This window comes from Burkholderia sp. KL41, from assembly GCF_057005415.2.
In genome coordinates, this window is record NZ_CM189268.1 from 839,571 (window position 1) to 863,433 (window position 23,863).

At 64.1% G+C, this 23,863-nt stretch carries 25 protein-coding genes; 11 read left to right on the top strand and 14 right to left on the bottom strand.

The features are described 5' to 3' along the window. Window positions 1–19: 19 nt before the first annotated feature. Window positions 20–664, bottom strand: coding sequence for a hypothetical protein (locus PQB87_RS37840; protein WP_489244501.1), 645 nt, complete (start codon window positions 662–664; stop codon window positions 20–22). Window positions 665–759: 95 nt separating this feature from the next. Between PQB87_RS37840 and PQB87_RS37845 the strand changes: the two genes are divergently transcribed. After that, complete coding sequence (locus tag PQB87_RS37845; protein ID WP_489244502.1) at window positions 760–1,053, top strand: hypothetical protein; 294 nt, start codon at window positions 760–762, stop codon at window positions 1,051–1,053. On the opposite strand, the gene PQB87_RS37850 is transcribed toward PQB87_RS37845, so the two are convergent. The 3 genes from PQB87_RS37850 to PQB87_RS37860 all read right to left on the bottom strand — a co-directional run bounded on the left by PQB87_RS37850 (window position 1,050) and on the right by PQB87_RS37860 (window position 3,985). After that, window positions 1,050–1,691: a hypothetical protein gene (locus PQB87_RS37850; RefSeq protein WP_489244503.1), complete on the bottom strand. Its 642-nt coding sequence runs from the start codon at window positions 1,689–1,691 to the stop codon at window positions 1,050–1,052. The genes PQB87_RS37845 and PQB87_RS37850 overlap by 4 nt on opposite strands. Before the next feature lie 146 nt (window positions 1,692–1,837). Further along, a complete protein-coding gene (locus PQB87_RS37855; RefSeq protein WP_027792478.1) occupies window positions 1,838–2,269 on the bottom strand; it encodes a hypothetical protein in 432 nt (143 codons plus the stop codon). Window positions 2,270–2,356: 87 nt separating this feature from the next. Beyond that, window positions 2,357–3,985 (bottom strand): tyrosinase family protein, encoded by a 1,629-nt coding sequence (locus PQB87_RS37860; RefSeq protein WP_060060915.1) that lies wholly within the window; start codon window positions 3,983–3,985, stop codon window positions 2,357–2,359. Window positions 3,986–4,953: 968 nt separating this feature from the next. On the opposite strand from PQB87_RS37860, the gene PQB87_RS37865 reads away from it, so the two are divergent. Both PQB87_RS37865 and trpS read left to right on the top strand, forming a co-directional pair. Then, on the top strand, window positions 4,954–5,109 hold the full coding sequence (locus PQB87_RS37865; protein WP_021157927.1) for a hypothetical protein: 156 nt from the start codon (window positions 4,954–4,956) through the stop codon (window positions 5,107–5,109). A gap of 208 nt (window positions 5,110–5,317) precedes the next feature. Next, a complete protein-coding gene (gene trpS / locus PQB87_RS37870) occupies window positions 5,318–6,331 on the top strand; it encodes a tryptophan--tRNA ligase (protein WP_043192038.1) in 1,014 nt (337 codons plus the stop codon). A 113-nt stretch (window positions 6,332–6,444) separates the two neighbouring features. On the opposite strand, the gene PQB87_RS37875 is transcribed toward trpS, so the two are convergent. Continuing rightward, on the bottom strand, window positions 6,445–6,855 hold the full coding sequence (locus PQB87_RS37875; RefSeq protein WP_021157925.1) for a VOC family protein: 411 nt from the start codon (window positions 6,853–6,855) through the stop codon (window positions 6,445–6,447). Between the two features lie 257 nt (window positions 6,856–7,112). On the opposite strand from PQB87_RS37875, the gene PQB87_RS37880 reads away from it, so the two are divergent. After that, window positions 7,113–7,679, top strand: a complete 567-nt coding sequence (locus PQB87_RS37880) for a hypothetical protein (protein ID WP_174414199.1) — start codon at window positions 7,113–7,115, stop codon at window positions 7,677–7,679. Between the two features lie 22 nt (window positions 7,680–7,701). Here the strand turns inward: PQB87_RS37880 and PQB87_RS37885 are convergent, their stop codons facing one another. The 5 genes from PQB87_RS37885 to PQB87_RS37905 form a co-directional block, all read right to left on the bottom strand. Next, a complete protein-coding gene (locus PQB87_RS37885; RefSeq protein WP_048028459.1) occupies window positions 7,702–8,088 on the bottom strand; it encodes a VOC family protein in 387 nt (128 codons plus the stop codon). Between the two features lie 34 nt (window positions 8,089–8,122). Continuing rightward, window positions 8,123–8,716, bottom strand: coding sequence for an SMI1/KNR4 family protein (locus tag PQB87_RS37890; protein WP_059682457.1), 594 nt, complete (start codon window positions 8,714–8,716; stop codon window positions 8,123–8,125). Between the two features lie 80 nt (window positions 8,717–8,796). Then, window positions 8,797–9,717: a bestrophin family protein gene (locus tag PQB87_RS37895; protein ID WP_059682459.1), complete on the bottom strand. Its 921-nt coding sequence runs from the start codon at window positions 9,715–9,717 to the stop codon at window positions 8,797–8,799. A 163-nt stretch (window positions 9,718–9,880) separates the two neighbouring features. Beyond that, the gene (gene cydB / locus PQB87_RS37900) at window positions 9,881–10,888 is read right to left on the bottom strand and encodes a cytochrome d ubiquinol oxidase subunit II (RefSeq protein ID WP_048028454.1); all 1,008 of its coding nucleotides are present in this window, start codon (window positions 10,886–10,888) and stop codon (window positions 9,881–9,883) included. Between the two features lie 3 nt (window positions 10,889–10,891). Next, entirely contained in the window at window positions 10,892–12,292 is a 1,401-nt protein-coding gene (locus tag PQB87_RS37905) for a cytochrome ubiquinol oxidase subunit I (protein WP_059682461.1), read from the bottom strand. A gap of 426 nt (window positions 12,293–12,718) precedes the next feature. Between PQB87_RS37905 and fdhD the strand changes: the two genes are divergently transcribed. The 5 genes from fdhD (at window position 12,719) to moaD (ending at window position 17,055) form a co-directional block, all read left to right on the top strand. Continuing rightward, window positions 12,719–13,588, top strand: a complete 870-nt coding sequence (fdhD, locus tag PQB87_RS37910) for a formate dehydrogenase accessory sulfurtransferase FdhD (protein ID WP_027792470.1) — start codon at window positions 12,719–12,721, stop codon at window positions 13,586–13,588. Continuing rightward, window positions 13,588–14,802 carry a molybdopterin molybdotransferase MoeA gene (locus tag PQB87_RS37915; protein WP_489244506.1) on the top strand — a complete coding sequence of 405 codons (1,215 nt, stop codon included), beginning with the start codon at window positions 13,588–13,590 and terminating at the stop codon, window positions 14,800–14,802. The genes fdhD and PQB87_RS37915 overlap by 1 nt, the downstream gene beginning before the upstream one ends. A gap of 199 nt (window positions 14,803–15,001) precedes the next feature. Then, complete coding sequence (gene moaA, locus PQB87_RS37920) at window positions 15,002–16,126, top strand: GTP 3',8-cyclase MoaA (protein WP_489244508.1); 1,125 nt, start codon at window positions 15,002–15,004, stop codon at window positions 16,124–16,126. A gap of 46 nt (window positions 16,127–16,172) precedes the next feature. After that, window positions 16,173–16,745 carry a molybdenum cofactor biosynthesis protein MoaE gene (locus PQB87_RS37925; RefSeq protein ID WP_021157914.1) on the top strand — a complete coding sequence of 191 codons (573 nt, stop codon included), beginning with the start codon at window positions 16,173–16,175 and terminating at the stop codon, window positions 16,743–16,745. 52 nt (window positions 16,746–16,797) lie between these two features. Further along, window positions 16,798–17,055 (top strand): molybdopterin converting factor subunit 1, encoded by a 258-nt coding sequence (gene moaD / locus PQB87_RS37930; protein WP_021157913.1) that lies wholly within the window; start codon window positions 16,798–16,800, stop codon window positions 17,053–17,055. 1,077 nt (window positions 17,056–18,132) lie between these two features. Here the strand turns inward: moaD and PQB87_RS37935 are convergent. From PQB87_RS37935 to PQB87_RS37950, 4 genes are all read right to left on the bottom strand, one after another. Continuing rightward, window positions 18,133–18,483 (bottom strand): H-NS histone family protein, encoded by a 351-nt coding sequence (locus PQB87_RS37935; protein ID WP_489244510.1) that lies wholly within the window; start codon window positions 18,481–18,483, stop codon window positions 18,133–18,135. A gap of 369 nt (window positions 18,484–18,852) precedes the next feature. Further along, the gene (locus PQB87_RS37940) at window positions 18,853–19,884 is read right to left on the bottom strand and encodes an extracellular solute-binding protein (protein WP_059682470.1); all 1,032 of its coding nucleotides are present in this window, start codon (window positions 19,882–19,884) and stop codon (window positions 18,853–18,855) included. Continuing rightward, window positions 19,881–20,732: an ABC transporter permease gene (locus tag PQB87_RS37945; RefSeq protein ID WP_489244512.1), complete on the bottom strand. Its 852-nt coding sequence runs from the start codon at window positions 20,730–20,732 to the stop codon at window positions 19,881–19,883. Before PQB87_RS37945 ends, PQB87_RS37940 begins: the two co-directional genes overlap by 4 nt. Beyond that, entirely contained in the window at window positions 20,719–21,588 is an 870-nt protein-coding gene (locus tag PQB87_RS37950; protein WP_175936067.1) for an ABC transporter permease, read from the bottom strand. The genes PQB87_RS37945 and PQB87_RS37950 overlap by 14 nt, the downstream gene beginning before the upstream one ends. Before the next feature lie 638 nt (window positions 21,589–22,226). Here PQB87_RS37950 and PQB87_RS37955 point away from each other — a divergent pair. Together PQB87_RS37955 and PQB87_RS37960 are read left to right on the top strand one after the other, a co-directional pair. Continuing rightward, window positions 22,227–22,679, top strand: coding sequence for a GNAT family N-acetyltransferase (locus tag PQB87_RS37955; RefSeq protein ID WP_048028446.1), 453 nt, complete (start codon window positions 22,227–22,229; stop codon window positions 22,677–22,679). 15 nt (window positions 22,680–22,694) lie between these two features. After that, window positions 22,695–23,714 carry an AraC family transcriptional regulator gene (locus tag PQB87_RS37960; protein ID WP_059682476.1) on the top strand — a complete coding sequence of 340 codons (1,020 nt, stop codon included), beginning with the start codon at window positions 22,695–22,697 and terminating at the stop codon, window positions 23,712–23,714. Window positions 23,715–23,863 lie beyond the last annotated feature (149 nt).

Sequence of the window (23,863 nt, forward strand, 5' to 3'; positions counted from 1 at the left end):
CAACCGCATGCCCGGTGTGCTACTCCATGGACGCTGGCCCGGGGGTATCGTGAACAGAAGCAGTGGCGGTGGCGGCGGCCGGTTCGTGCAGGTCGGCCGAGCGGGCCTCGATGCGTTGCAGCCGCTCGTCGATCGCGTCGAGCCGCACGGCGAGCCGTTCGGCGAGCGAATCGACGTAGTGCCGGAAGCAGGCGTCGATTTCCTGCCGGATGAGGCCGGTCAGCTGTTCGCCGATCACCGCCAGCGCCTCGCGGGTGCTGTCCTGGATGTCGACCGCGCCGGATGCCGGTGCGTCGTCCGGCGGCTCGTGCGCGTCGAGTACGCCGGACACCTTCTGCTGTTCCGACGCCAGCATGCCGAGGGTCGTCTCGTTCTGCGCGTCGATCGTCTGCAGGATGCCGCGCATCTTCTCGTACGCCTTCTGCTGGTTGAGCTGCAGAAAATGCTTGACCTGCTCGCGCGCCTCCTGCCGGGTTTTCAAGCGCGGCAATGGCGGGTTCGCGGCGCTCGCCTGCGTGGCCGTGCCGGCCGCCGGAGCCGGCCGGGCCGCGTGGCGACCCGGCAGCCGCTCGAGCAGCGCCCGTTCTTCAGCCGGCTCGAGCGGCCGTCCCAATCGCTTCTCCGCGAACTGCCGCAGCAACGGGTCGAGTGCGTCGTCGCTCATGGCTCACACCTCCTCGAGGTCGGTCCGCGGCGCCGGTGCGTGCGGTTCGGGTACGGATGGACGCGGCGCCGGGGCGCCGACGCCGGCGTACTGCAATGGATATCGCATGGTGTTCTCCGGGAAATGGACAGGCGGCGGCCCCGCCGGAAATTTCGGCGGGACCGCTGCAGGGACGAACCGTGCGACGGGTCTGTGAAATCGGTTGTCGCCGTGCGTCGCGGCTACGCCGGCGGGCAATGCGCAGGCAAGCAGTGCCGCCGCGCATGCCGGCCGATACCGTTGCGCTGCGTTCGCCCGCCGCCCGGTGCGTGGTCTCTTTTATTGAAATCGACCTGCACCACGATCATGTTCCGCCGAATTCGATCTCCAACCTGTTTTTGCCATCCTAAGTAATCTGGCCGTTCTTGTTTCGCAAGCGGCCTTTCAACGATTCCTCTGCGAGGGCGGCTCGATCGCTCAATGCGTAGAACGCCAGCATGCTGACGAGCATCGCAAAGGCCACGCCGCTCGTATCCCAACGCAGCCCCACGCTGAACGCGATTGCCCTGATCGCGGTCATGCCGAGTGCCATGACGAGCAACATCCCCGCGAATTCGAGCGCGACCCGCACCGGCGCCCGGACGAGCACGCGTACCGGGCCGCGTCGATGCCCGTCCTTGCGGTCGGCCTCGCGCCGAATCAACAGCGCCAGCATGGCCAGCATCGACATCGGAAACCACTGGAGATGGAGCACCAGCATGTTCCACATGGCACCGGTATCGAGCGTGCCGCCGCAGATGTCGAGAATGGCCTCGAGGGGCGCCCGCATCGCATCGAGCGTCAATCCCGCGCAGATGGCGGCCATGCACCAGAGCATCGACCGGCGCGCGCACCTGCCCGGCGGTCCGCCTCTCGTCGAGTACCCCGCCACGCCGCAGGCAAGCGCACCGATGCCGTTCCATATCCAGCTGGAAGGAGCACCATGCAGCCTCGTCGGCAAGTCGCACGCCAGGTAGCCGAGGATCGCGAACGCCAGCGCGCCGCGCACGCCAGCGCGCCGCGCACGCGTTCGGGCATCGGGAGCGTGGCCGTTCGCGCGGGCCCGGCCTCCACGCATGCGCGGATCGCGCCCGTCACCGTCGCCGGACGCCCGGCCGGGTCGGCCGGCGGAACACTCCGGGCAGTCATGGCCGTTCAGGCGGGATCTCGCATGACCGCATACCACGAGCACACCACCCCGGCCGGCGCGACGCCGCCGTTGCCGCTCGCATGCGGAACCGTCCGGACGATCGAACCGGTCAGCGCCGGACGCTGGTTGATGCCGTTGGGCCAGGGCGCACTCACGTACCCGACATAGTCGTAGACCCACTCCTCGCCGCTGACCACGCCGCGCCCCTGGAAGCGGACGGTGCCGGGATTCCCGTAGCTGATCCAGCCGTTGAGCTGCAGCTCCCATCCCGGGCCGAAAATGCGCCCCTTGAAAATGCCCGCCGGTGCCTGCGCGATCTCGATCGTGCCGAGGCCGAATTCCAGGTCGTTGAATGCGGTGGCCGGATCGGGATCGTTCAGGAAACTGCGATAGGTCCACTGGCCCACCAGGCTGCCGGTTTCGGGTGTGTAGCTCATGCGCGCGCCTCCCCTTCATGTCCATGTCGTCGAAATACCGAAGTGAACCGGCGCCACGCGATGGCGCCGGTTCGTCACGCGCCGTCGTTACCGGACCTCGAGCCGGAACAGTTTCGGCGCGGCTTGCGGAGCCGCACCGGCGACGGCTTGCGAAGCGGGCGGCGAAGCCGGTTGTGTCTGCAGGCGTATGCCTTCGCGCGTATGGATCTCGACCTCGTACTGGGCCCCCTCCACCGCACTCACCGAGAACTGGTCCAGCGGAAAGAACGCCTTCACTTCGAGGTGCGTCTGGCAGTTCGCGCAGTACTGCACGCTCCAGCGGCTCAGCACGGCCTCCGTGCCGAGCAGGTGCCGCTCGCCGTCCACGTTGACGTACGCGGAGACCAGGAACGACCCCGCGATCGGCGCACGATTCAGCCCGGACACGCGCACGACCTTGCTGCTGTTGCCGGCCGGCACGGTCGTCGCCGCCAGCGAGAGCTTCGGCAGGTCTTCGAGCGAACCGGGGCCATACGTGTAGCCGAGCTGCTCCTCGATGTTGATGCAGTCGAGCGACGTATAGGCGCGCTCCTTGCCGTTCTCGCTCTTCTTGAACGGATCGAGCGGCGACGAGAGCGTGAGCCACGAGTTGGGCACCGTGCCCGGCGTCGGCCCCTGCGCGTCGACCGAGTTGGTGCCCGGATACTCGGCGATGACGTCGAGGTGCTGCGTGAAGCCGTGCCGCTTCTGCCACAGCCAGAACACGCGATCGATGAAGCAGTGATGGAAATAGAAGATCGGGTCGAGGCCCGCCGTGTCGTTTTCGCCCATGTCGCCGTTGGCGCCCGGAATCGGCGAGAGGTCGCCCTTGTTCGGGCCGTGCGGCACGTCGAACCCGCCGACCGCCAGGTGAATCTTGTTGTGCGGCGACTCGAGCGGGACGACGGGAATCGCGCCTTCCGGCAGATTCTCGTTCCACTGGGCCGCGGACGTCGTGTTGGAAAACACCGTGTAGTTCGGCGCGTCCAGGCACTGCTCGAACTTGCGCTTCACGTTGGTCGGCACCACGTTGCCCTTCACGACGATGTAGGACGTGAGCCAGTCCACGATGTTCCGGTTCAGCAACACCACGTTCTCCTTGGCATCCTTGAACCTGGCGTTGTGCTTCTCGGTCGCGGCCCGGTCCTTGTCGGTCCCCACGAGCCCCGACAGCGGGTAACGAACCGTGACGTAAGGCAGCGGCTTGCTGTAGTTCGGATCGTCGCCGTTGATGTTGTCGGTGATCGCCCGGTTGAACGTGAAGGAGGCCAGCGGATTCGGAATCTTTTCGCCGTCGAGCTCGAAATCCGGGTCGGTCAGTGCCCACGGGATGCCTTTCGTCAGCGACTCTTCGCTGGTTTCGTCCCAGAACGGCAGCATCACCTGCTCGCAACCGGGGATGCTCTGCAGCGCCTGTTCCAGCCGCAGCAGGTACGCACGGTGCCAGGTGGGGAACAGCACGTTTCCGTGGTTGCAATAACCGCCCCAGTAAGACGCCGAGCCCCAGCCGGCGCCGCGGAACGGCTCGCCGTGGAAGCCGCCGATCATGAAGAACGAGTTCGGATCGTCGGGCGGCAATGCCTTGATGCCTTTCCACGCGCGCATCAGGTCTTCCAGCGGCTTTTTGTTGCCTTTCCGATATTCGACTTGCAACGATTCGATCGACGGACGAACTCTGACTCCAGATGCGTTATTCATGATATATCCAGCCTCCTTCGTGGGTGGCATTAGGGTTTGGCCGCCAGGTTTTGAACGTAAGCAGGTAGTTAATAAAACATTTAAACTCGCGTTCAATCGAATTCGTTTTATTCAAATAGCGTGTGGCATTTTGAAAGCATTAATCGGCGGGCCATGGGCGGGCCCGCGTGGTCACCTGATCGCCTCCATGGGCGCGGGCACGCGCAACAGGCGTAGCACGCCCTCTGGAAAGGGGCTGCGCCTTCAGATCGTAGGGATGCTGTAGTGAATCGATGTCACTTCGTCAGGCACCAATACCCGACAAAGTGACCGTGATACCCCGTTAGCGTTTTATCCTGATTTGGTATGAGTAAATAAAGCAGATGGAATTGGTTTTAGCAAGAACAAGGCGACATGGATTCTCAAAAAAATCCGGAGGCGAGAGTGATGATTGGCCTCTTCAATTTTCCGAAATAATCACACCCATTTACGACGCGATAGTAAAAACAGGCTCGGGATAATCACGGGTGCGCGGCGATGTATATGAATGCAATCGACCGGCGGGCACCTTACGGTTGTCAGTTGCCACGTATGCGGCTGAAAGCTTGCGGAGAACGGGCAAGGTTGCATCGCGGCATCTGGACGACGCTATCCCGAGGCGGTAGCGTCACGGCCATTCGACGCGCCCCCTGCGGCCCTCTGTCCAGGCTCATGTTCCATTGGAAAGCGCTTGTCCCCTGCCCCCGACAATTCTTGACTGTGTCCACGCCGCCGAACTGGTAGGATGCCGGTCGCCTCGGCATGGATGGCAGCCAAAGGGCGTTCAACCGTCCCTTTTTATGCCCGCCAGCGGCCAACCCGCCGTCCCGCCCGGGCGACACGGTGCCCGGCCGCACCCCAGCCCCCCGTCGAACCCCGCAACACCCCGGCGTCGCCCCACCCGACCCGTTGCAGCAACCGTTGGAGTGGCGCCTCGCGCGCCAGCAAGCATGAAGAACTCGAAGCCGCCCACCCGCCTCCCGCGCGAGAAAGACCGCACGCCGTTGGTACGCGCCGGCGCGCTGCTGCTGATGGCCGGCCTGCTGTACCTGCTGTGGCCGTCGGCCGAAACCGCCTACCTTGCGATGGAGTCCGTCATCCGCTGACACGGCACGTCCGTCCCGCACTACGCTATACTCGCGCAATGGAAACCCGACCCGCCTCGCCGAACGTGCATCGCTGGTGGCGCGCCTGACCCAGGCGGCCCGTTTCCTTTTGCATGTCCCAAACGTAATGCCGCCAGCCATGGCGGCATTTGCGTTTCTGCGCAGACGTCATGGCTGGCGGCTTCGATAACCCGGAGCAACGACCAACATGACCCACCCGACCCGACCGACCATCCTCACCGGCGACCGCACGACCGGCCCGCTGCACCTCGGCCACTACATCGGCTCGCTGCGCGCGCGCGTGCAGATGCAGCACGAGGCGAAGCAGTTCCTGCTGCTCGCCGACACGCAGGCGCTGACCGACAACATGGGCCGCCGCCAGCGCGTCACCGAGAACGTGATCGAAGTCGCGCTCGACTATCTCGCCGTCGGCATCGATCCGGCAATCTCGACGATCGTCGTGCAGTCGCAGGTGCCCGAACTCGCCGAGCTGTCGCAATACCTGCTCAACCTCGTCACGGTCGCGCGCCTCGAACGCAACCCGACCATCAAGGAAGAGATCCGCCTGCGCGGTTTCGAGCGCGACATCCCGGCCGGCTTCCTGACCTACCCGGTGAGCCAGGCGGCCGACATCACCGCGTTCAAGGCGACGCACGTGCCGGTCGGCGACGACCAGTTGCCGATGATCGAGCAGACCAACGAACTCGTGCGCCGCTTCAACGCGACGGTCGAGCAGCCCGTGCTGGTCGAATGCGAGGCCGTGCTGTCGGCGGTCACGCGGCTGCCGGGGATCGACGGCAAGGCGAAGATGAGCAAGTCGCTCGGCAACGCGATCACGCTCGGCTCGACGCCGGACGAGATCACGCAGGCCGTGAAGGACATGTACACGGACCCGAACCACCTGCGCGTGAGCGATCCCGGCCAGGTCGAGGGCAACGTCGTGTTCACGTTCCTCGATGCGTTCGAGCCCGACGTGCAGAAGGTCGACGAGTTGAAGGCGCACTACCGTCGCGGCGGGCTCGGCGACAGCGTCGTCAAGCGCGTGCTGAACGAACGGCTGCAGGCGCTGATCGAGCCGATCCGCGCGCGCCGCCGCGAATTCGAGGCCGACAAGGCCGAGGTGATGGCGATCCTGAAGCGCGGAACGATGCACGCGCGGGACGTGGCCGGCGCGACGCTCGCGGAGGTGAAGGGGGCGATGGGGTTGAACTACTTCGATTGAGCGGCCCAGGCAGCGCGCGCGTGAACGCGCGCCGCGCGCCGGACGGTATCGGGCCGGCGCGTGGCGATCACCGCATCAGGTGCGCGTGCGTGCGTCGCTGCAACCGCCTCTCGTCACGATGCGTGCGCCGGCACGGACGCGTGGCACACCGCCTCGACCCGGTTGCCGGCCGGGTCGACGAGAAACGCCCCGTAGTAGTCGCCGTGATAATGCGGCCGCAAGCCGGGCTCACCGTCGGACTGCCCGCCCGTCGCGAGGCCGGCCTCGAAAAACGCATCCACCTGCGCGCGGCTCGCGGCCTTGAAGCACCAGTGCCGCTTGCTCACGCCGATTTCGGCGGGATCCAGGTAGATCGCGAGAAAGGTCGATGCGGTGTCGTTCGCATTGCAGCGTTCGCCGTAGCCGAGTGCGGTGCCCCGGTCATAGACCCGGGCCGCGCCCAGCGCGGCCATGATGGCATCGTAGAACGGGCGCGCCAGTTCGATATCCGGCACGCTGATTGACACGTGATCAAGCAGTTGCATTGCATCTACTCCGTTGAAGGGCACACGAGTCTACATGAGCGCGACAATTCGCGCCGAAGCCACGCTGCCGCTCGTGGGCGATACCTGCACACCCGCCACTGTCACACGCGATGTCGTTCATGGCGGTAGCGGGCCGTCCCTTGGTCCACTCCGCCGATGCCGCGCCCGCGCGCCCCGCTATCGTTTCGCATGCGACCCACGAACGACGTCCTTCCGAGCACATTGGTGGAGCACTTCGAGGTAGGTGACCCGGTTCCTTGATAGGCTTCATTTCGGCGGTTCTCCTGTCCGGGAGCCTGGCCCTGGACAGGAGCGCCGCGCGAATTCCCGCAGGAACCACCGCCTTCGACCTGCAACTACTTTCGGGACTCCGCCCAATGTCAGCCGGCGAATCGATACACGCGTACCCGGGGGAAGAATCCACGTTCAATTGTGCGTGTTGTGGTGGCGAGACGAGGAGAATCACGGGCGAACTGCACCAAGACGATTCAGTGGTTGGCGTCTACTTCGTCCAATGGGCAACCGGAAGGCCGGACCATCCACCGATCATTGACCTCGTGTTGGGCGACTGGGGGGAAAGCGCCGGGCCTGCCGACCGCGTCCTGGTTTCATTGATCTATATTCCGCGCGAGGGAGGCGGTCCTGTCTCCATCGTGAACGCCGCGGAACGGCGTGTCGATATTTCCGACTTGTTTGAATTCGCGCTTGCCCGAGAGCAGGTCATCGGTACGCCGCTGGCCCCGTTGGTGTTTCAGATGATCGATGCGCTCTGGCTCACCGAGCCACGAATCGCAGACGTCAAGGCACTGGACGACGTCGTGTAGATCAACCTCGAGAGGCGCGGCGTCACTTCATCTGCATCAGCTGAATCAGGTTCCCGCAGGTATCGTCGACGATCGCGACGCGCACGGGCCCCGCGTCCATCGGCTCCAGCGTGAAATGGACGTCGAGATCCCTGAGCCGCGCGAATTCCGCATCGAGATCGTCGACCTGGAACGATGCCGCCGGAATGCCGTCCTCGTACAGCGCCTGCTTGTAAGGCCCGACCGCGCGATGGTTGCTCGGCTCGAGCAGCAGCTCGGTGCCGTCCGGCTGGTCCTTCGACACCACGGTCAGCCAGCGGTACTCGCCCACGGGCACGTTGTTCTTCAGCTTGAAACCGAGCTTGTCGGTATAGAACGTCAACGCCTTGTCCTGGTCGTCGACAAAAATACTCGTCACGTAGATTCGCATTTCAACCTCTCTGAAATAGCAGCCGTCGCCGCCGCTATTCTTCGTCGAAATCGATGACAAACGCATAACCGCCGTCGATCAGCTGGCGCAGGTAACCGTCGAAGTCGTCGGCGATCACCGCATAGCTGTCGGGATCGTGCAGGAAGCGCACGACCTGCCCGACCTTGCCGCCCGCCGCCGGCTCGAAGTCGATGTAGAGCTGCGACGTGCCGCCGTTGTTCATGCAATGCGAGAAGCACAGCCGCCGGCCCATCGGCAGCGCGATGTCGATGCGCGGATCGACGAGTTCGCCGTCGTCGTTCGCGTCGTCGCCGTAGATCTCGGCGATGCTGTCGCGGTACTTCGCCGCTTCCTCGAGCATCTGCGCGGCCGACAGCAGGTAATACGGGTATTCGTAGACGTCGGAGCCCAGCACCAGCACGTTGACCGTCGTGCCGCCGTAGTCGCGCCAGTAGGTGCCGTCGAGCGTGCCGAGCAGTTCGAGCAGGCTGGCCGGGCACTGCGGATACGCGGCACGCAGCGCGTCGAGCTGCGCGGGCGTCGCGCCCGTGGCGGCGGCGAGCGCCGCGTTGTCGGTGTCGGGCAGCACGGCACGCAGGCCGGCGAGATAGGTGTCGACGAGGGTCATCGCGTCAGATCCGAAGAACAGGCCAGCGCCATTCTAGCGCCCGACACGACCCGCTCGTTCCGCCCCTTCCGCACACCCACCTACGTGATCTGGTACGTCGACGCCGGCACGAATTCCTCCGGCAGCGGGCGATCGCCCAGTTCGAGCACCGACCGTTCGATCGTGCGCGCCATCGCATCGAGCGCCAGCGCGTTCGGCGCGAGGCCGAACGGCTCGGCCACCTCGTTCGCGATCGCCTCGAGTGCGATCAGCGTATATGCGATGAACACGCAGATCAGCGGCGTGAAGAACTCCGTCGAATCGACGAGGCCGAACGGCAGCAGCACGCAATACGCATACACGGTGCGATGCAGCAGCACGCTGTACGAGAACGGGATCGGCGTCGACAGGATGCGCTCGCAACCGCCGACCGATTTGCCGAGCTCGTCGAGTTGCGCCTCGAACATCCAGCAGGTCGCGTCGCTGCCGGGCGCGCGGCCCAGCGCGCGGACGATGCTGCCGCGCAGCTCGTCGAGGATCGCCACGGGCTTGAAACACTTGCCCGCGAGCGCGGCGGTGCGCTCCGCGCCGAGGATCCGCTGCAGGTCCTGCGTCGGATCGGTATGACGAAGCTGATGCTTCAGCGCATAGGTGAACGCGATCAGCAGGTCGGCAAGCCGGTTGCGCTCGGCGTCGCCGACGCTGTCGGGCAGGTAGCGATTCAGTTGCGACGTCAGCGCGCGCGCCGCGATCAGCAGGTTGCCCCACAGATGCCGCGCCTCCTTGAACCGCTCGAAGCTCGCGTTGTTGCGAAACGCGAGGAAGATCGCGAGCGCCAGCCCGAACAGCGTGAACGGCGCGGTATTGAGGGGAATCTTCTCGCCGAAGATGCGCCCGTTCGTGAAGACCGCCAGCGTGCTGACGATCGCCATGAACACGAGCTGCGGAATGATCGATTGCAGCACGGAGCCGTTCCAGACGAACAGCATCCTGAGCCAGTTTTGTCGTGGTCGGACGATCATGGTGTTTTCTCGACTGCCAGGGAAATACGCGATACGGCACGCCGGCGCCCGATGTGCAGCGGCCCGCGCGTGGCGGGCCGCTGTCGGGTGGATGCCGGGCCGGGCGCCGTGCTGCGCGAGATGATACGCCCGCGCGCGCCGCGCCCGTCACATCATGCGGCGCTCAGTGATAGCCGACGTCGCCCTCGCGCACCTTGCCGCGGAACACGCGGTACTGCATCGCGTTGTACACGAGGATGATCGGCAGCACGATCACGGTGCCGATCAGCGCGAACTTCTGGCTCGAATGGCTCGACGATGCATCCCAGATCGACAGCGACGGGGGCACGATGTTCGGCCAGATGCTGATCACGAGCCCCGTGTAGCCGAGGAACACGAGCGCGAGCGTCAGCAGGAACGGCGTGGCCTCGTGCGTGCGCTTCACCGAGTGGAAGATGCCCCACACGCACGCGACGACGAGGATCGGCACCGGCAGGAACCAGCCGAGGTTGCCGCTGCCGAACCAGCGGTGCGCGACGGCCGGCAGCCCGATCACGGTCCACAGGCTGACCACGCCCATCACGGCGAGCAGCACGCCCGTGAGCGGCTTCATCAGCAGCCGCATCTTGCGCTGCAGCTCGCCGTCGACCTTCAGGATCAGCCAGCCGCAGCCGAGCGTCGCATACGTGACGAGCACGCCGATCCCGCACATCAGGCTGAACGGCGACAGCCAGTCGAACGGCCCGCCCGCGAACTGGTTGTTCACGATCTTGATCCCCTGCAGCAGCGAACCGAGCACGATCCCCTGGCAGAACGCCGCGAGCGCGGAGCCGCCGATGAACGCGAGATCCCACATGTGTTGCGTGCGGGTGGCCTTCGCGCGCAGCTCGAACGCCGCGCCGCGAAAGATCAGCCCGACCAGCATCAGGACCAGCGGCAGGTAGTTCGCGGGCAGCAGCGTCGAATAGACGACCGGGAACGCGCCGTAGAGCCCCGCGCCGCCGAGCACCAGGAACGTCTCGTTGCCGTCCCACACCGGCGCGACGGTGTCGAGCATCACCTGGCGCTCGGCCTTCGCATCGAAGAACGGAAACAGCAGGCCGATGCCGAGATCGAAGCCGTCCAGCATCACGTAGATGAATACACCGAGGCCGATGATCGCGGCCCACACGACAGGAAGATCGATTTGCATGGCTTACTCCGCTTCGGTCACGTTCAGCGGCGTGGACAGCGCGCTCTTGCGCAGCCCCGGATGCCGGTGCAGCTCGATATACCCGGCCTGGGCAGCCGGCCCGCGCTTCATCAGTTTCAGCATGTAGTAGACACCCGTTCCGAACACCAGGAAATACACGACCACGAAGATCAGCAGCGACACGCCGACCTGTTGCGCGCTGAGCGGCGCGACGGAATCGATGGTGCGCAGCACGCCATAGACGGTCCACGGCTGGCGGCCGACTTCGGTCGTGATCCAGCCGGCCAGCAGCGCGACGATGCCGGAAGGCCCCATGCAGACCACGAACCACTGGAACCAGCGCGTTTCATAGAGGCGCCCGCCCTTTCTCAGCAGCAACCCGAGCAGCGCGGTGAGCAGCATCAGCATCCCGAGGCCCGCCATGATCCGGAACGTCCAGAAGATGATCGGCGAGTACGGGCGGTCCTGCGGCGGGAATTCCTTCAGGCCGCGAATCTCGCCGTCCCAGCTGTGGGTGAGGATCAGGCTGCCGAGGTGCGGCACCTGGATCGCATAGCGCGTGGTTTCGGCCTGCATGTCGGGCAGCCCGACGAGGTTCAGCGCCGTGCCGCCCTTCTCGGTTTCCCACAGCCCTTCGATCGCCGCGATCTTCGCCGGCTGGTATTCGCGCGTGTTCAGCCCGTGCGCGTCGCCGACGACGATCTGGATCGGCGCGAGCACCAGCAGCATCCACAGCGCCATCGAGAAGCTGCGCTTCACCGGCTCGTCGCGGCGCCCCTTCAGCAGGTGCCACGCGCCGCACGCGGCGACGATGAAGCCCGCGACGATGAACGCCGCGATCGTCATGTGCACGAGACGGTACGGGAACGACGGGTTGAACACGATCTTGAACCAGTCGACCGGCACGACGAGGCCGTTCTCGATCTTGTAGCCCTGCGGCGTCTGCATGAAGCTGTTCGACGCGAGAATCCAGAACGTCGAGATCAGCGTGCCGACCGCGACCATCAGCGTCGCGAAGAAGTGGGCGCGCGGGCTCACGCGCTGCCAGCCGAACAGCATCACGCCGAGGAAGCCGGCTTCGAGGAAGAACGCCGTCAGCACTTCATAGGTGAGCAGCGGGCCCGTGATGTTGCCCGCGACGCGCGAGAAGCCGGCCCAGTTCGTGCCGAATTCGTACGCCATCACGACGCCGGAGACCACGCCCATCCCGAAGCCGATCGCGAAGATCTTCGACCAGAACTGGAACATGGATTTGTAGGCGGCGTCGCCGGTGACGAGATAGCGCCATTCCAGCACCGCCAGGAAGCTCGCCATACCGATGCTGATCGCGGGAAACACGATGTGGAACGACACCGTGAATGCGAATTGCAATCGTGCGAGATGGAACGCATCGAAGATTTCCATGACCGTAATTTGCTCGTGTTTGTGAGGACGTCCGCCCGAAGCAGGAAATCGCGCGACGGCTTGCCGAAGACACATGCGAATACAAAACGGTCACTCGCATGGCATCGGAGCGTGAATGACGATATCGCGTTTGCAACGATACTCGCAATCGTTCGAACGTGCGCTGAAACTGTGCTGCTTCCGTTGCCGAAGATGTGTGTACGGAAAACACATTTCGCGCCGGCGGGACGTTCAGCTGTACTGCTTTCCGCACTGCGGCGCTGTACATCGGGCGCACTGTTCATCCCCGTTAACATCCGATGCAACGCCTGCCCGCGGCCACGGCGCGCCTCTCGGCCGCGCCCCGCCCGGCAGCCCCGATTCCCCTGGTCCGGCGCACGCGCCCGACCCGGCCGGCCCGCCGGCCGATCCGCCTGGAGAAACCGCATGGAGTCCTGCATCCGCCGCGACGAGCCGACCGGCAGCACCGCGTGTCATGTGACACGTCACCGTGCCGGCGAAGTGCGCGACACCGTCGATCGCGTCGTCGACGAAACGCCGGTTGCACTCGTGGTCAACGGTATTGCACACACGGTCATGATGGCGACCCCGATCGACCTCGACGCGTTCGGCCTCGGCTTCGTGCTCAGCGAAGGCATCGTCGAGCGTGCGTCGGACGTGTTCGACATCGAGAGCGAATGCCGGCCCGGCAGCGCCGAAGTGCGCCTGACCGTGTCGCAGCAGGCGTTCATGGCGCTGAAGGCGCACCGACGCGCGCTGGCCGGCCGCACGGGCTGCGGTGTCTGCGGGATCGAAAGCATCGCGCAGCTCGACCTGCACCCGCCGCGCATCGCCGCCGCCGGCGCGGCCGCCGGCATCGGCGCCGACGCGATCGCACGCGCCGCGCGCACGCTGCCGGCCCACCAGACGCTGATGCGCGAGACCGGCGGCATCCACGCGGCCGCCTGGTGCGACCGGGACGGCGCCGTGCTCGACGTGTTCGAGGACGTCGGCCGCCACAACGCGCTCGACAAGCTGATCGGCCGGCTCGCCCGGCGCCGCGCCGACCTGCACGACGGCTTCGTGTTCCTGTCGAGCCGCGCGAGCTACGAACTGGTGCGCAAGGCCGCGCGGGTCGGCATCCCGATGATCGCGACGATCTCGGCGCCGACGTCGCTCGCGATCGACGTCGCCCGCGAAGCCGGCGTGCGGCTGCTCGGCTTCTGCCGCAACGACGGCTTCGTCGAGTACGTGTCGCCCGACGCCGTTCACCCCGACCAACCGGCGCTTGCGCAAGCACACCCGGACTTCTCCTGATGAAACCACTGACCGATTTCGATACCGCGCAGCAGCATTTCGCGAGCGCGTTCGCGCCGCTCGGGGCCACCCTGTCCGTCCCGGTCGCCGAAGCGGCAGGCCACGTGCTGGCCGCGCCGCTCACCGCCGTGCTCGACCAGCCGCCGGCCGATCAGAGTGCGATGGACGGCTACGCCGTGCGTCACGCGGATCTCTCACTCGGTGAGCCGCTGCACGTCGCGCAGCGCTGTTATGCGGGCGACATGCCGGCGCCGCTGGCCCCGCGCACGGCCGCCCGCCTCTTCACCGGCAGCCTGATTCCGCCCGGCGCGGACACCGTCGTGATGCAGGAGCATGCGCACGAGCAGGACGGCCGGGTCGCGTTCGACGCGCCGCAGCGCAGCGGCTCGCACATCCGCCGCCGGGGCGAGGAAGTCCGCGCCGGCGACCTGCTCGTGCCGGCCGGCGTGCGCATGGGCGCGATGCATGTCGGCGTGGCCGCCGCGCAAGGGTTCGCGCGCATCGACGTGCGTCCGGCGCTGCGCGTCGGCATCCTGACGACCGGCGACGAACTCGTCGCGTGCGGCCAGCCGCGCGCGCCGCAACAGATTTACAACAGCAATGCGCCGATGCTCGGCGCGCTGGTCGCGGGCACCGGCGCCGAGGTCGCGATGAGCCTGCATGCGGCCGACACCGCGCCCGCCGTCGATCGCGCGCTGCGCGATCTGCACGCAGGCTGCGACCTGGTGATCTGCGTCGGCGGCGCGTCGGTCGGCGACAAGGATCTGCTGCGCCCCACGCTGGACGCGCTCGGCGCATCGTTCATCGTCGCCGGCGTGCGCATGAAGCCGGGCAAGCCGGTTGCACTCGCGCGGCTCGACACGCGGCCGGTGGTGCTGCTGCCCGGCAACCCCGGCGCGGCGATGACCGCGTTCGCGCTGTTCGTCGCGCCGCTGATCCGCCGCCTGCAGGGGCGCGCCGCACGCCTGCCGACCGTGCCGTCGCTGCCGATCGACGGCGACTTCGAACCGGACGCGCAGCGCGAGCGCTTCGTGCGCGTGCACTGCACGGTCGGCCTCGACGGCATGCCCGTCCTCGATACGCTCCGCCAGCAAGGCGCCGGCACGCTGCAGTCGCTCGTGCAGGCGAGCGGGCTGGCCCGGCTGCCCGCCGGGCGACGCATCGCGAACGGCGACGCGGTACCGTATTACGAATTCGCGCCGTGGCTCGCATGAGCGCGACGCCCGACACGCGCCCGCTGCCGCGCATGCGCCGCGCGTCCCGCGCCGCGAACTGTATTCCTGCAATTCGGGCGCGATTGTGTCCCTGCCGGAAAAACCCGGCGGACTATCCTCACGAGGAGGCTCGTCACGCGCCGTGCGCTGCCATTTCGGCATGCGCACGGCCGACCGGCGCCGCCCCTTCGCTTACTTCATGCAGGCCGACGAACCGATCGTGAATGCCATCGTTTCCGCCGCGCCGGCCGCCGCCGCAGCTTCCGGCGGCGCATCGCCCGGCGCCTTCCCCCGCCCGACCGACACGCTCGGCCGCCCGCTGCGCGACCTGCGCCTGTCCGTCATCGACCAGTGCAATTTCCGCTGCGGCTACTGCATGCCGCGCGAGAGCTTCGGCGCCGACTATGCGTTCATGCCGTCGTCCGAGCGGCTGTCGTTCACGCAACTGGAAAAGATCGCCCGCGCGTTTACGTCGCTCGGCGTCGAAAAAATCCGCATCACGGGCGGCGAGCCGCTGCTGCGCCGCAACCTCGAAGCACTGATCGAACGCCTCGCCGCGCTGACGACCGTCGACGGCAAGCCCGTCGAAATCGCGCTGACGACCAACGGCTCGCTGCTGGCCGCGAAGGCGCGTTCGCTGCGCGACACGGGCCTGTCGCGCGTGACCGTCAGCCTCGATGCGCTCGACGACGCGATGTTCCGCCGGATGAGCGACGCCGACGTGCCCGTGTCGCGCGTGCTGGCCGGCATCGAGGCCGCGCAGGCGGCCGGGCTCGCGCCGGTCAAGGTCAACGCGGTGATCGAGCGCGGTGTGAACGACGACCAGATCCTGCCGCTCGTGCGGCACTTCCGGCATACCGGCGTGGCCGTGCGTTTCATCGAATACATGGATGTCGGCGGCGCGAGCTTCTGGTCGGGCGACAAGGTCGTGCCGGCCGCGCAGATGCGCGCGCTGATCGATGCGCACTATCCGCTCGTGCTCGTCGGCGAACCGGCGCACGATGCGACCGCGATCCGTTGCGCGCACATCGACGGTGCAGGCGAGGTCGGCTTCATCGCGAGCGTGTCGCATCCGTTCTGCGGCACCTGTTCGCGCGCCCGCGTGTCGGCCGACGGCACACTCTATACGTGCCTGTTCGCCACGCAAGGCACCGACCTGCGGCCGTGGCTCGACGAAGCAGCATCGAGCGCCGACCTCGCCGCCGCCGTGCGCGATCGCTGGACGCACCGCGACGACCGCTATTCCGAGCGCCGGGCCGCGCGGCCGGCCCGCGTGCCGGGCAAGACCTATCCGACCGTGCGCATGTCGCTCGTCGGCGGCTGAGGGCCGCCGCGCGACACCGCACGCGCCGCCAAATGGAGAACCAGTCATGACGACCTTCACCGAATCCCCTGCCGGGCTGCCGGACGATCCGTTGCGTGCCGGCGGCCACCCGCCTCCCGTCGATGCGGCCGACCCGCACCACGAACCGCCGCCCGCGATTACCGCCGGCTTCGAAGTGCGCGTGCAGTACGCGCCGATCGACGCAGGCGCGGAGCTTGCGCCGATCGTTCGCAATCCGAATGTCGGCGCGGTCGTGAATTTTCTCGGGGTCGTGCGTAACGAAGGTGATGTCGACGATGTCGTCGCGCTCGAGGTCGAGCACTACCCGACGATGACCGAGCAGGCCCTGTGGAGCATCGTCGAGGAAGCCAGCGCGCGCTGGCAGCTCGAAGCGGTGAAGATCGTGCATCGCGTCGGGCGTATCCCGCTCGGCCAGGCCGTCGTGCTGGTCGTGGTGGCCGCCGCGCATCGCGCGTGTGCGTTCGATGCGTGCGAATTCCTGATGGACTTCCTGAAGACCCACGCGCCGTTCTGGAAGAAGGAGATCCGGCACGACGGCGAATCCGGCTGGGTCGAGGCGAAGGCGCACGACGACCAGGCGATGCGGCGCTGGGGCTGAGCCGGTCCGCCGCGCGTTTTCCGATTCCGCCGACTCCATTCAAGACATCGCAATGAAACTGACGATCAAATACTTCGCAAGCATTCGCGAACAACTCGAGCGCGACGAGGAAACCGTCGAGGTCGACGCACGCGAACTCACCGTCGACGCGCTGCGCAGCACGCTGGCCGCGCGCGACGCCCGCAGCGCGGACGCGCTGCGGATGGACCGGCCCGTGCGCGCGGCCGTCAACCTCGAGATGGTGACAGGTGAATTCGTCGTGCGGGAGGACAGCGAGGTCGCGTTTTTCCCGCCGGTGACGGGCGGGTGACGTCGCGACGGGCGGGATCCCTCCGGTGTCGGATACGGGCCGGCGCTTGTCGGCTGCTTGCCCTTCGTGATACCGATCCCGATACCGGTTTCCGGCCACCCGCTCGTTTGCCGGCCCTCGATTCCCCCGCGCCGTCGCCGCGGCGCACATTCTCCTTGAAGCGGTAGTAGACCATCCCGATCAGGGAATCCCTGTTCCGATCAGCCCGAGGATATTTGCTGAACGGGAACCCGGCGCTGTATCGAATTGAACAGGGCCGGCTGCCCATACCGGCCGGCAACGCGGCGCGCATCAATGCAGCCACTTCATCACGATCCTCGCAAACACGACCATCGCGGCGCAGCGGATATTGCCGGCACCGTTGTCGGTCCGGGCCAAGCTCACCGGCGTTCCTTCGCGGGGTCGCTTCATGCAACGGAAAAGAACACGCTTACGCTATTGACTCCGAGACGCCGGACTTTGAACCGTGCCTTCATCGGCATCGCGGGGAACGAGATTTTTCCCTGCGCTCTAACGTGAGCGAAATTTCCAGGAGATCACTTGCGAGCACTTGCGCCTGTTTCGCTTGCTCCGCGTGGCGCTTGAGGTCTTCCAACGGCGGACCCAAGTGATCCTCCGTTCCACCCATGAAAATCAAAACCGCAGCGTTGGCGTGGGCGCGGGCGCGCGCGGCGTGGAACCGGGCTTTCCGGACACGTGAGCCGATCAGGTCTATGTGAGCGCGAGTGCTCGGAAAATGCGCGGTCGGCAGCCTCGAGTGCCGAACTTCGAGACTTTCGAGTTCGGAGACACTCGCTTCCGCTCTGACGGCAGAAATGGTAGCGGCGAGGACTACGTCGGCCCCGCTCGGATCCTCGACAAGCACGCTCGACGATTGAGGGCCGATTGGCTTGCGATTCGCCGCGGGAATGCAACTCGAAACCCGAGCACGAATGCGTCCCGACGCAACGCGAATTCGGTCGAGCAACAAGGATATGGACATGGCAGGGCATAAGCCTATGCATGAACCGGACCGGCACTCAGTGGCCAACGACCGTATTCGGGATGATGCGTGACGACGGACGATGGCATGGCAAGTCAACTCAGTGCATCGGCTACCGATGATGCCGCCGGCTCCGCGATCCGATTCGCCCGGTGGATCAGGAACTGTTCCCTTGCCCGGCCAGCGATCCACCGAGGCTCTCGTCCCCGCCCGCTCCATAAGGCGCCGGACTCCGGATCACGATACTTTACCGTGGCCGGGCCGCGACGCTTGCCGCGACGCAGCTTGAGCTTGCGTTCAGAGAACAGGTCCTCCGGCATCAGGTCGAATTCCTCGATCAATTTTTGTATTTCCTTGACCGCACTCGCCAATTCCTGAGTGCGAGCAAGCTCAGCCTGCTTCTGAAGTTCCTGAATCTGCTCTTTCAAATCACGGTAGCTTTGCATATCGTATTCTCGAAGAGAAGAGAGCCAAGCACTCGCCTTGGTTCTCGGGTGTTTCGATCATTAAATATAGGTATGCGAATTATATGAATCAGACGCACCACACCCATATGAAATCAAAAGCGCGATCGGGAGGAGGATCGCGAACCGCCTGCGCTGAGATCTCGCGAGTCGCCGAACACAGGCAGGGCCGGCGACAGATTACCGGCTCCGTGCCCCGGTGTTCGATCCCCGTTGGGGACAACGACCGCATTGGGTGATTCGGGCAGAAGCAGTGGCTGGCGCGCTTGCGCGGCGCGCCTCGTTCACGATCGACTCCGCTTCTGCCAGAGCGGATCGGTCATCCGGGACGCCACCGACGTTCAACGCGCTTCATTGATTTCCCTTCAGCTTCAGCCAGACCTTGTTACGCAGTTGAATCGCTGCAGGTGAACACATCTTGTAAGGCTTGAGTCGATCCTTATACTGCTCCGGCGTCTTGATCGCAGGATTGTCATGCAGTGCAGGATCAATGTAGCGCTCCGATCCGGCAATCTCGTTGCTGTACCGTAGCGCGTTCGTCACCAGCGCGATGTTCTCGGGTCGCATCATCCAGTCGATGAACTTGTAGGCCGAGTCGACATTTCGTGCTTTTGCCGGAATAAGCAGGCTGTCCATGAACAGTCGGACGCCCTCTTTCGGGTACACGAATCGGATAGTCGGCAAGCGATCCTGTGCCCGCGCAGCCGCACCGTTCCAGACGTGCTGAACGATGATTTGCCTGGACGCGAGACGATCGACCGTTCCATCGTTGCTATAGGTCTTCACGAATGGCTTCTGCTTCTGCAGCACGTCGAGGACGCGTTTCGCATCGTCGGGGCGCTCGGTGCATTCATCCTGTCCCAGATACCAGCTCGCTGCCATGTACAGTTCCTCCTCGACGTCCAGATCGCCGACCTCGCCGCGAAGTGCGACGGGGGGCTCGAAGAACGACTTCCAGCTATCGTCGAGGCGTCCGCCCGGCACACGCGCGCTGTCGTAAGCAAACCCGGTCAGGACGACCGTGAAGGGCATCGCGTAATCCCGCTGGGGATCGAACGACGGATGGCGGTACTCGGGCTTGATGTTTGCGACATTCGGCAACTTGCGCTTGTCGAGCTTGAGCAGAAGGCCGGACTTCACGAGCACCGGAACGTAGTAGTCGCCGGCGACCACAACGTCGTACCCCCCTCCTCCTGCCTGCAGTTTCTGGGTCAGCGCTGCATCGCTCGCATAGGTGTCGAGTGTCGTCTCGATGCCGGTATCAGCCTGGAACTTCTTGAGCAAATTGACAGGCAGGATGTTCGGCCAGCTTCCGATATGTAGCTCGGCGGCCTGGGTCGTGACAGCGGCAAGAAGCAACATCGCACCGATTGTTTTTTTCATGCTGTTCCTATTGCGTGGAGATTGGCGTGGTGTATTTCGGACTGCTCGGCTCGGGATCTTCTTTTACCTCGAGCACCGATGATCCAGACTACCGTCAGTTGTATTGTCGACAGGCCGATGACGACGGTTGACACGGCGCTGACCTTCGGTGTGATTCCGATCTTCAATGCACCGAAGATATACATCGGCAACGTGGTCATGCCGGCGCCGGCGAGAAAGTAGCTGGTGACGTAATCATTCATCGACGCGACGAACGACAGCAAAGCCCCTGCGATGATGCCGGGCAGAGCCAAAGGCGCGGTAATTTGCCGAAATGCAGCCCATGGCGTGGCCGACAGGTCCGCGGCCGCCTCGAGCAGCGTGCGATCGATCGTCTTGAGTCTTGCTCTGATCGGCAGATAGGCAAGCGGCACACTGAACACCACATGAGCAAACAGAACGGCGCCGAATCCAAGCTCTGACTCGAACATCGAGAACAGCATCATGGTCGCGATCGCCAGCACGATTTCAGGTATCGCGAGCGGAAGCGCAATGACGAGTCCGACCGGATCGAAACCACGCCGGTCACTTCTCGACCACCAGGCGACCGCCGCACTCGTCGCGAGCGTGGTGGAGAACACCGTCGACGCCAGCGCCAGCAACAGTGAATTCTTCGCAGCGCGGACCAGTGTCGGATCGGACCAGGCCTCAACGTAACCTCGAATGCCAAACCCGTCCCATATGAGGGCCGACGGGCCGACGTTGAAGCTCATCGCCATCACGGTCAGCATCGGCAGATAGAGGAACACCAGCACCGCGCACGCGATCGTTGCGGTCAGCGGAAACCGGCGCAGTTCAGGCGAAATCATGAACGCGCTCCTGCCGTTGGAAGAGCGAACCTAGTCGAGATGCGAGCATCGCCAGCAGCACAGCGGCGAGCAACGCGAACGACATCGCGGCGCCCAAAGGCCAATCCCGTCCGCCGGCAAACTGGAAGTCGATCAGATTGCCGATCATGAAAGCGTGGTTGCCGCCGAGCAGACCCGGGATCGTATAGGAACCCAGCGCCGGAACAAAGACGAGCCCGATTCCTGCCATGATGCCCGGACGGCAACACGGTACGACGACATGGACCAGCACCGCCGGCTTGTGTGCCCCCAGATCGTAGGCCGCTTCGACCAACCGCCAGTCGAAGTCATCGAGCGCAGCGAAGATCGGCAGGACCATGAACGGCGTGAACGCATAGACGAGACCGATCAGCGTCGCAAGATCGGTGTAGAGCAATCCGAGCGGGCCATGCATGAGGCCGGCTCGGGACAACATCTGATTCAAGAGGCCGTCGTCCGCAATGACGATGATCAATCCGTACATCTGGACGACGACGCAGGTCCAAAACGGGATCGTGATCAGGATCAGCAACGCGGCCTTCCACTTCAGGGAGCGCGTCGCCATGAACAGCGCCGTCGGGAACCCGATCAGCAGGCATCCCGCGGTAGTCAGTACGGCCATGGTCATCGACCTGATGAAAATGGCGAGATAACCCTGCTGAAGGACGCGCCCCCCATCCCAGTCCCGATCGAAGAGAATCCGCTCGTATGCCCCGGCAGTGAAGTCGCCCCACGAGACGCCGCCGAAGTCGCGCGGTGCACTGAGCGAGACCACTGCCAGAACGATCATCGGAAGGACAACGCCCGCGATCATGACGAGCGCCGTCGGGCTGGTCATTGGCCGCCATGATTTCAGCAGATTGAGTATTGGGACTCGGCGCACCGCCAACTACCTCAAATCATTCAGTTCGATTGGCAAGAAGCGTACCAAATCGATGGCATCATTTATAGTCGGCATGTGTGCCGATCACGCCAATGTGTTATCCCTGTGTGCCATTTCCATTATAAATTTGAGGAAATGTATTTTATTGCGGATTATTGCATATTTAGAAATTCCCGCGTTCGAATCTTACTGAGGGCGCCATCCGCAATTTTCGGGGCTAACCGAACATTTCGTCTAAATGTTCGGTCACGGTGCACAGCGCCATGCGCCGACGCCAAACCGGTAATTCGCGGGTTGTGCGACGACGTCACCGGCAGAATCGCTTGACTCCAGCCTCCGGAGCGAACGCATGGATGCCACGGTTTCCATGCAGCGCCAACTGCGCCATCGCGAACAACAAGCGACGCACTTCAACTGGCTCAATAACACTCACAATAATTCTGTTGACGGATGTTCGTTATAGTGCTCCGTTGACCACCACGGCTATCTGACACCCGCGATCACGTTCGTTGGAGAATTTGCAAAAATCGTGAGATAGTTATCCGAGTTTCGCCACGTAAATTTCACATAACGAGAAGAGAGACGGTAAAAACATGGCCACTGCTGAGCAGCTAGAATACCGACCGATGACCGAGCGCGACGTCGGCGCTTTTTATGATGTGCGATTCTCCGTGAGCGAGAATAGAATCCATCCCCACCAGGTTCATCTTCTGAACCGCAACCTCCTGATCGAGAAAATCAGGCAGGGAGGTGGCTGGATCTGTGAATGTGGCGACGAGGTCGCCGGGGTCTGTCTGCCGGTCATCACCGAGACGCCGTTCATCTCGGCCTTGTTTGTGGCCCCGCGGTTCCATGGTGTCGGCATCGGCCGCGAGCTGCTTGCCCGTGCGCTTGCATGGCTGAAAGACAAGGGAGTGAATCATGTCACCCTTGTGACCGATCCAGGCTCGCGGGCCGATGGCTTTTACCAGCGTCTTGGGTGGAAGCGCGGCGAATTGGACGAGTACGGGTGTCAGGTCGTATTTACAAAGTTGCTTGTGGACTAGAATCCAAGGAGTCGAATGAAGCCGGTAGCCGACGCGATTCGCCGCACTGCTGCGCAATGTCCAGCGCCACTGCACACCATCTTCATCACGCTCGACTTGATGAAGCGCATGGGTGTTCCGGTCGACGTCTTGCTGAAAGGCACCGGCATTTCTCCTGCAGACATCGAGCGACCGGGTGCAATGGTGACGCATGCACAGGAAATGGTCCTGTTTGCGAATGCGCTGGAAGCGACCGGCAACAGCGCGATCGGACTGCATATCGGATATGCGATCCCGGTGACGTCGTACGGCCTGCGCGGCCACGCAATGCTGGTGAGCCCGACGTTGGGCGATGCGCTGCGCATGGGCTTCGAGCATCCGTTGCTCGGGATCAGTTATTTCAGAATCCGGGTGACCACAATAGGCGAGACCGCGAGAATTATAGTTGGCGGCTATACCTATCGTACCGACCTGCTTGTCGTAAATACCGATATGGTATTTACCGCCTTACGTCGACAGATACGCGATTTGATCGGACACAATCCCGATTTTTCCAGAATAGGGTTTGTTTTTCCCGAGCCGCCACACGCGAGTTCTTACGCCGAATATTTTGACTGCCCCATCGAATTCGAGGCCGACGAAAATTACCTCGAATTCAGCTCATCGGTGCTGGAGATTGCCCTTCCGCTCGCCCATCCGATCGAATTCGAAGTCGCGAGGAAAGCGTGCGCCAAGCGTGAATTTGAACTGGCGCACTGGGTTCCGTCCGACCTCATCGGGCGGCTGCTCGGTCTTATGTATGATGACCCTACGTGCCAGGATATCGCCGAGCAATCCAGAAAGCTTGGAATGTCAATGCGGAGTTTGCAGCGGAAGCTTCAGGAAATGGGTACGTCGTTTAGCGACCTGTATGATATTGTCCGACAAGATCTGACGTCGCGGTATCTTGCGGAAAAGGAATATACAATCAAGGAGATAGCTGCCAGATTGGGGTATAAGAATTCCTCCGCATTCAGTCGGGCAATGAAACGATGGTCAAGATTTTCACCTGAATGATCGCGACATTTCATTACCGCCCCTGCCTCGATTCCACATGCAAGAAGAAGTTTGACAACTTTTTGACTGTATGGAAAAGAACACGGCGGCGTGCACCCCGACACGACGCGCAATATGGGTAAATCCTGTCGCTTCCTCGCCAACCCGGC

Bases quoted from the DNA above. Each gene is read 5' to 3' on its own strand.
- PQB87_RS37855 (WP_027792478.1), bottom strand. From the start codon at position 2,269: ATGAGCTACACACCCGAAACCGGCAGCCTGGTGGGCCAGTGGACCTAT.
- trpS (WP_043192038.1), top strand. From the start codon at position 5,318: ATGACCCACCCGACCCGACCGACCATCCTCACCGGCGACCGCACGACC.
- PQB87_RS37950 (WP_175936067.1), bottom strand. From the start codon at position 21,588: ATGACCAGCCCGACGGCGCTCGTCATGATCGCGGGCGTTGTCCTTCCG.
- PQB87_RS37890 (WP_059682457.1), bottom strand. From the start codon at position 8,716: ATGACCCTCGTCGACACCTATCTCGCCGGCCTGCGTGCCGTGCTGCCC.
- PQB87_RS37845 (WP_489244502.1), top strand. From the start codon at position 760: ATGGATATCGCATGGTGTTCTCCGGGAAATGGACAGGCGGCGGCCCCG.
- moaA (WP_489244508.1), top strand. From the start codon at position 15,002: ATGCAGGCCGACGAACCGATCGTGAATGCCATCGTTTCCGCCGCGCCG.
- fdhD (WP_027792470.1), top strand. From the start codon at position 12,719: ATGGAGTCCTGCATCCGCCGCGACGAGCCGACCGGCAGCACCGCGTGT.
- PQB87_RS37895 (WP_059682459.1), bottom strand. From the start codon at position 9,717: ATGATCGTCCGACCACGACAAAACTGGCTCAGGATGCTGTTCGTCTGG.
- cydB (WP_048028454.1), bottom strand. From the start codon at position 10,888: ATGCAAATCGATCTTCCTGTCGTGTGGGCCGCGATCATCGGCCTCGGT.
- PQB87_RS37905 (WP_059682461.1), bottom strand. From the start codon at position 12,292: ATGGAAATCTTCGATGCGTTCCATCTCGCACGATTGCAATTCGCATTC.
- PQB87_RS37955 (WP_048028446.1), top strand. From the start codon at position 22,227: ATGGCCACTGCTGAGCAGCTAGAATACCGACCGATGACCGAGCGCGAC.
- PQB87_RS37925 (WP_021157914.1), top strand. From the start codon at position 16,173: ATGACGACCTTCACCGAATCCCCTGCCGGGCTGCCGGACGATCCGTTG.
- PQB87_RS37860 (WP_060060915.1), bottom strand. From the start codon at position 3,985: ATGAATAACGCATCTGGAGTCAGAGTTCGTCCGTCGATCGAATCGTTG.
- PQB87_RS37935 (WP_489244510.1), bottom strand. From the start codon at position 18,483: ATGCAAAGCTACCGTGATTTGAAAGAGCAGATTCAGGAACTTCAGAAG.
- PQB87_RS37940 (WP_059682470.1), bottom strand. From the start codon at position 19,884: ATGAAAAAAACAATCGGTGCGATGTTGCTTCTTGCCGCTGTCACGACC.
- PQB87_RS37945 (WP_489244512.1), bottom strand. From the start codon at position 20,732: ATGATTTCGCCTGAACTGCGCCGGTTTCCGCTGACCGCAACGATCGCG.
- PQB87_RS37865 (WP_021157927.1), top strand. From the start codon at position 4,954: ATGAAGAACTCGAAGCCGCCCACCCGCCTCCCGCGCGAGAAAGACCGC.
- PQB87_RS37840 (WP_489244501.1), bottom strand. From the start codon at position 664: ATGAGCGACGACGCACTCGACCCGTTGCTGCGGCAGTTCGCGGAGAAG.
- PQB87_RS37915 (WP_489244506.1), top strand. From the start codon at position 13,588: ATGAAACCACTGACCGATTTCGATACCGCGCAGCAGCATTTCGCGAGC.
- PQB87_RS37885 (WP_048028459.1), bottom strand. From the start codon at position 8,088: ATGCGAATCTACGTGACGAGTATTTTTGTCGACGACCAGGACAAGGCG.
- PQB87_RS37875 (WP_021157925.1), bottom strand. From the start codon at position 6,855: ATGCAACTGCTTGATCACGTGTCAATCAGCGTGCCGGATATCGAACTG.
- moaD (WP_021157913.1), top strand. From the start codon at position 16,798: ATGAAACTGACGATCAAATACTTCGCAAGCATTCGCGAACAACTCGAG.
- PQB87_RS37960 (WP_059682476.1), top strand. From the start codon at position 22,695: ATGAAGCCGGTAGCCGACGCGATTCGCCGCACTGCTGCGCAATGTCCA.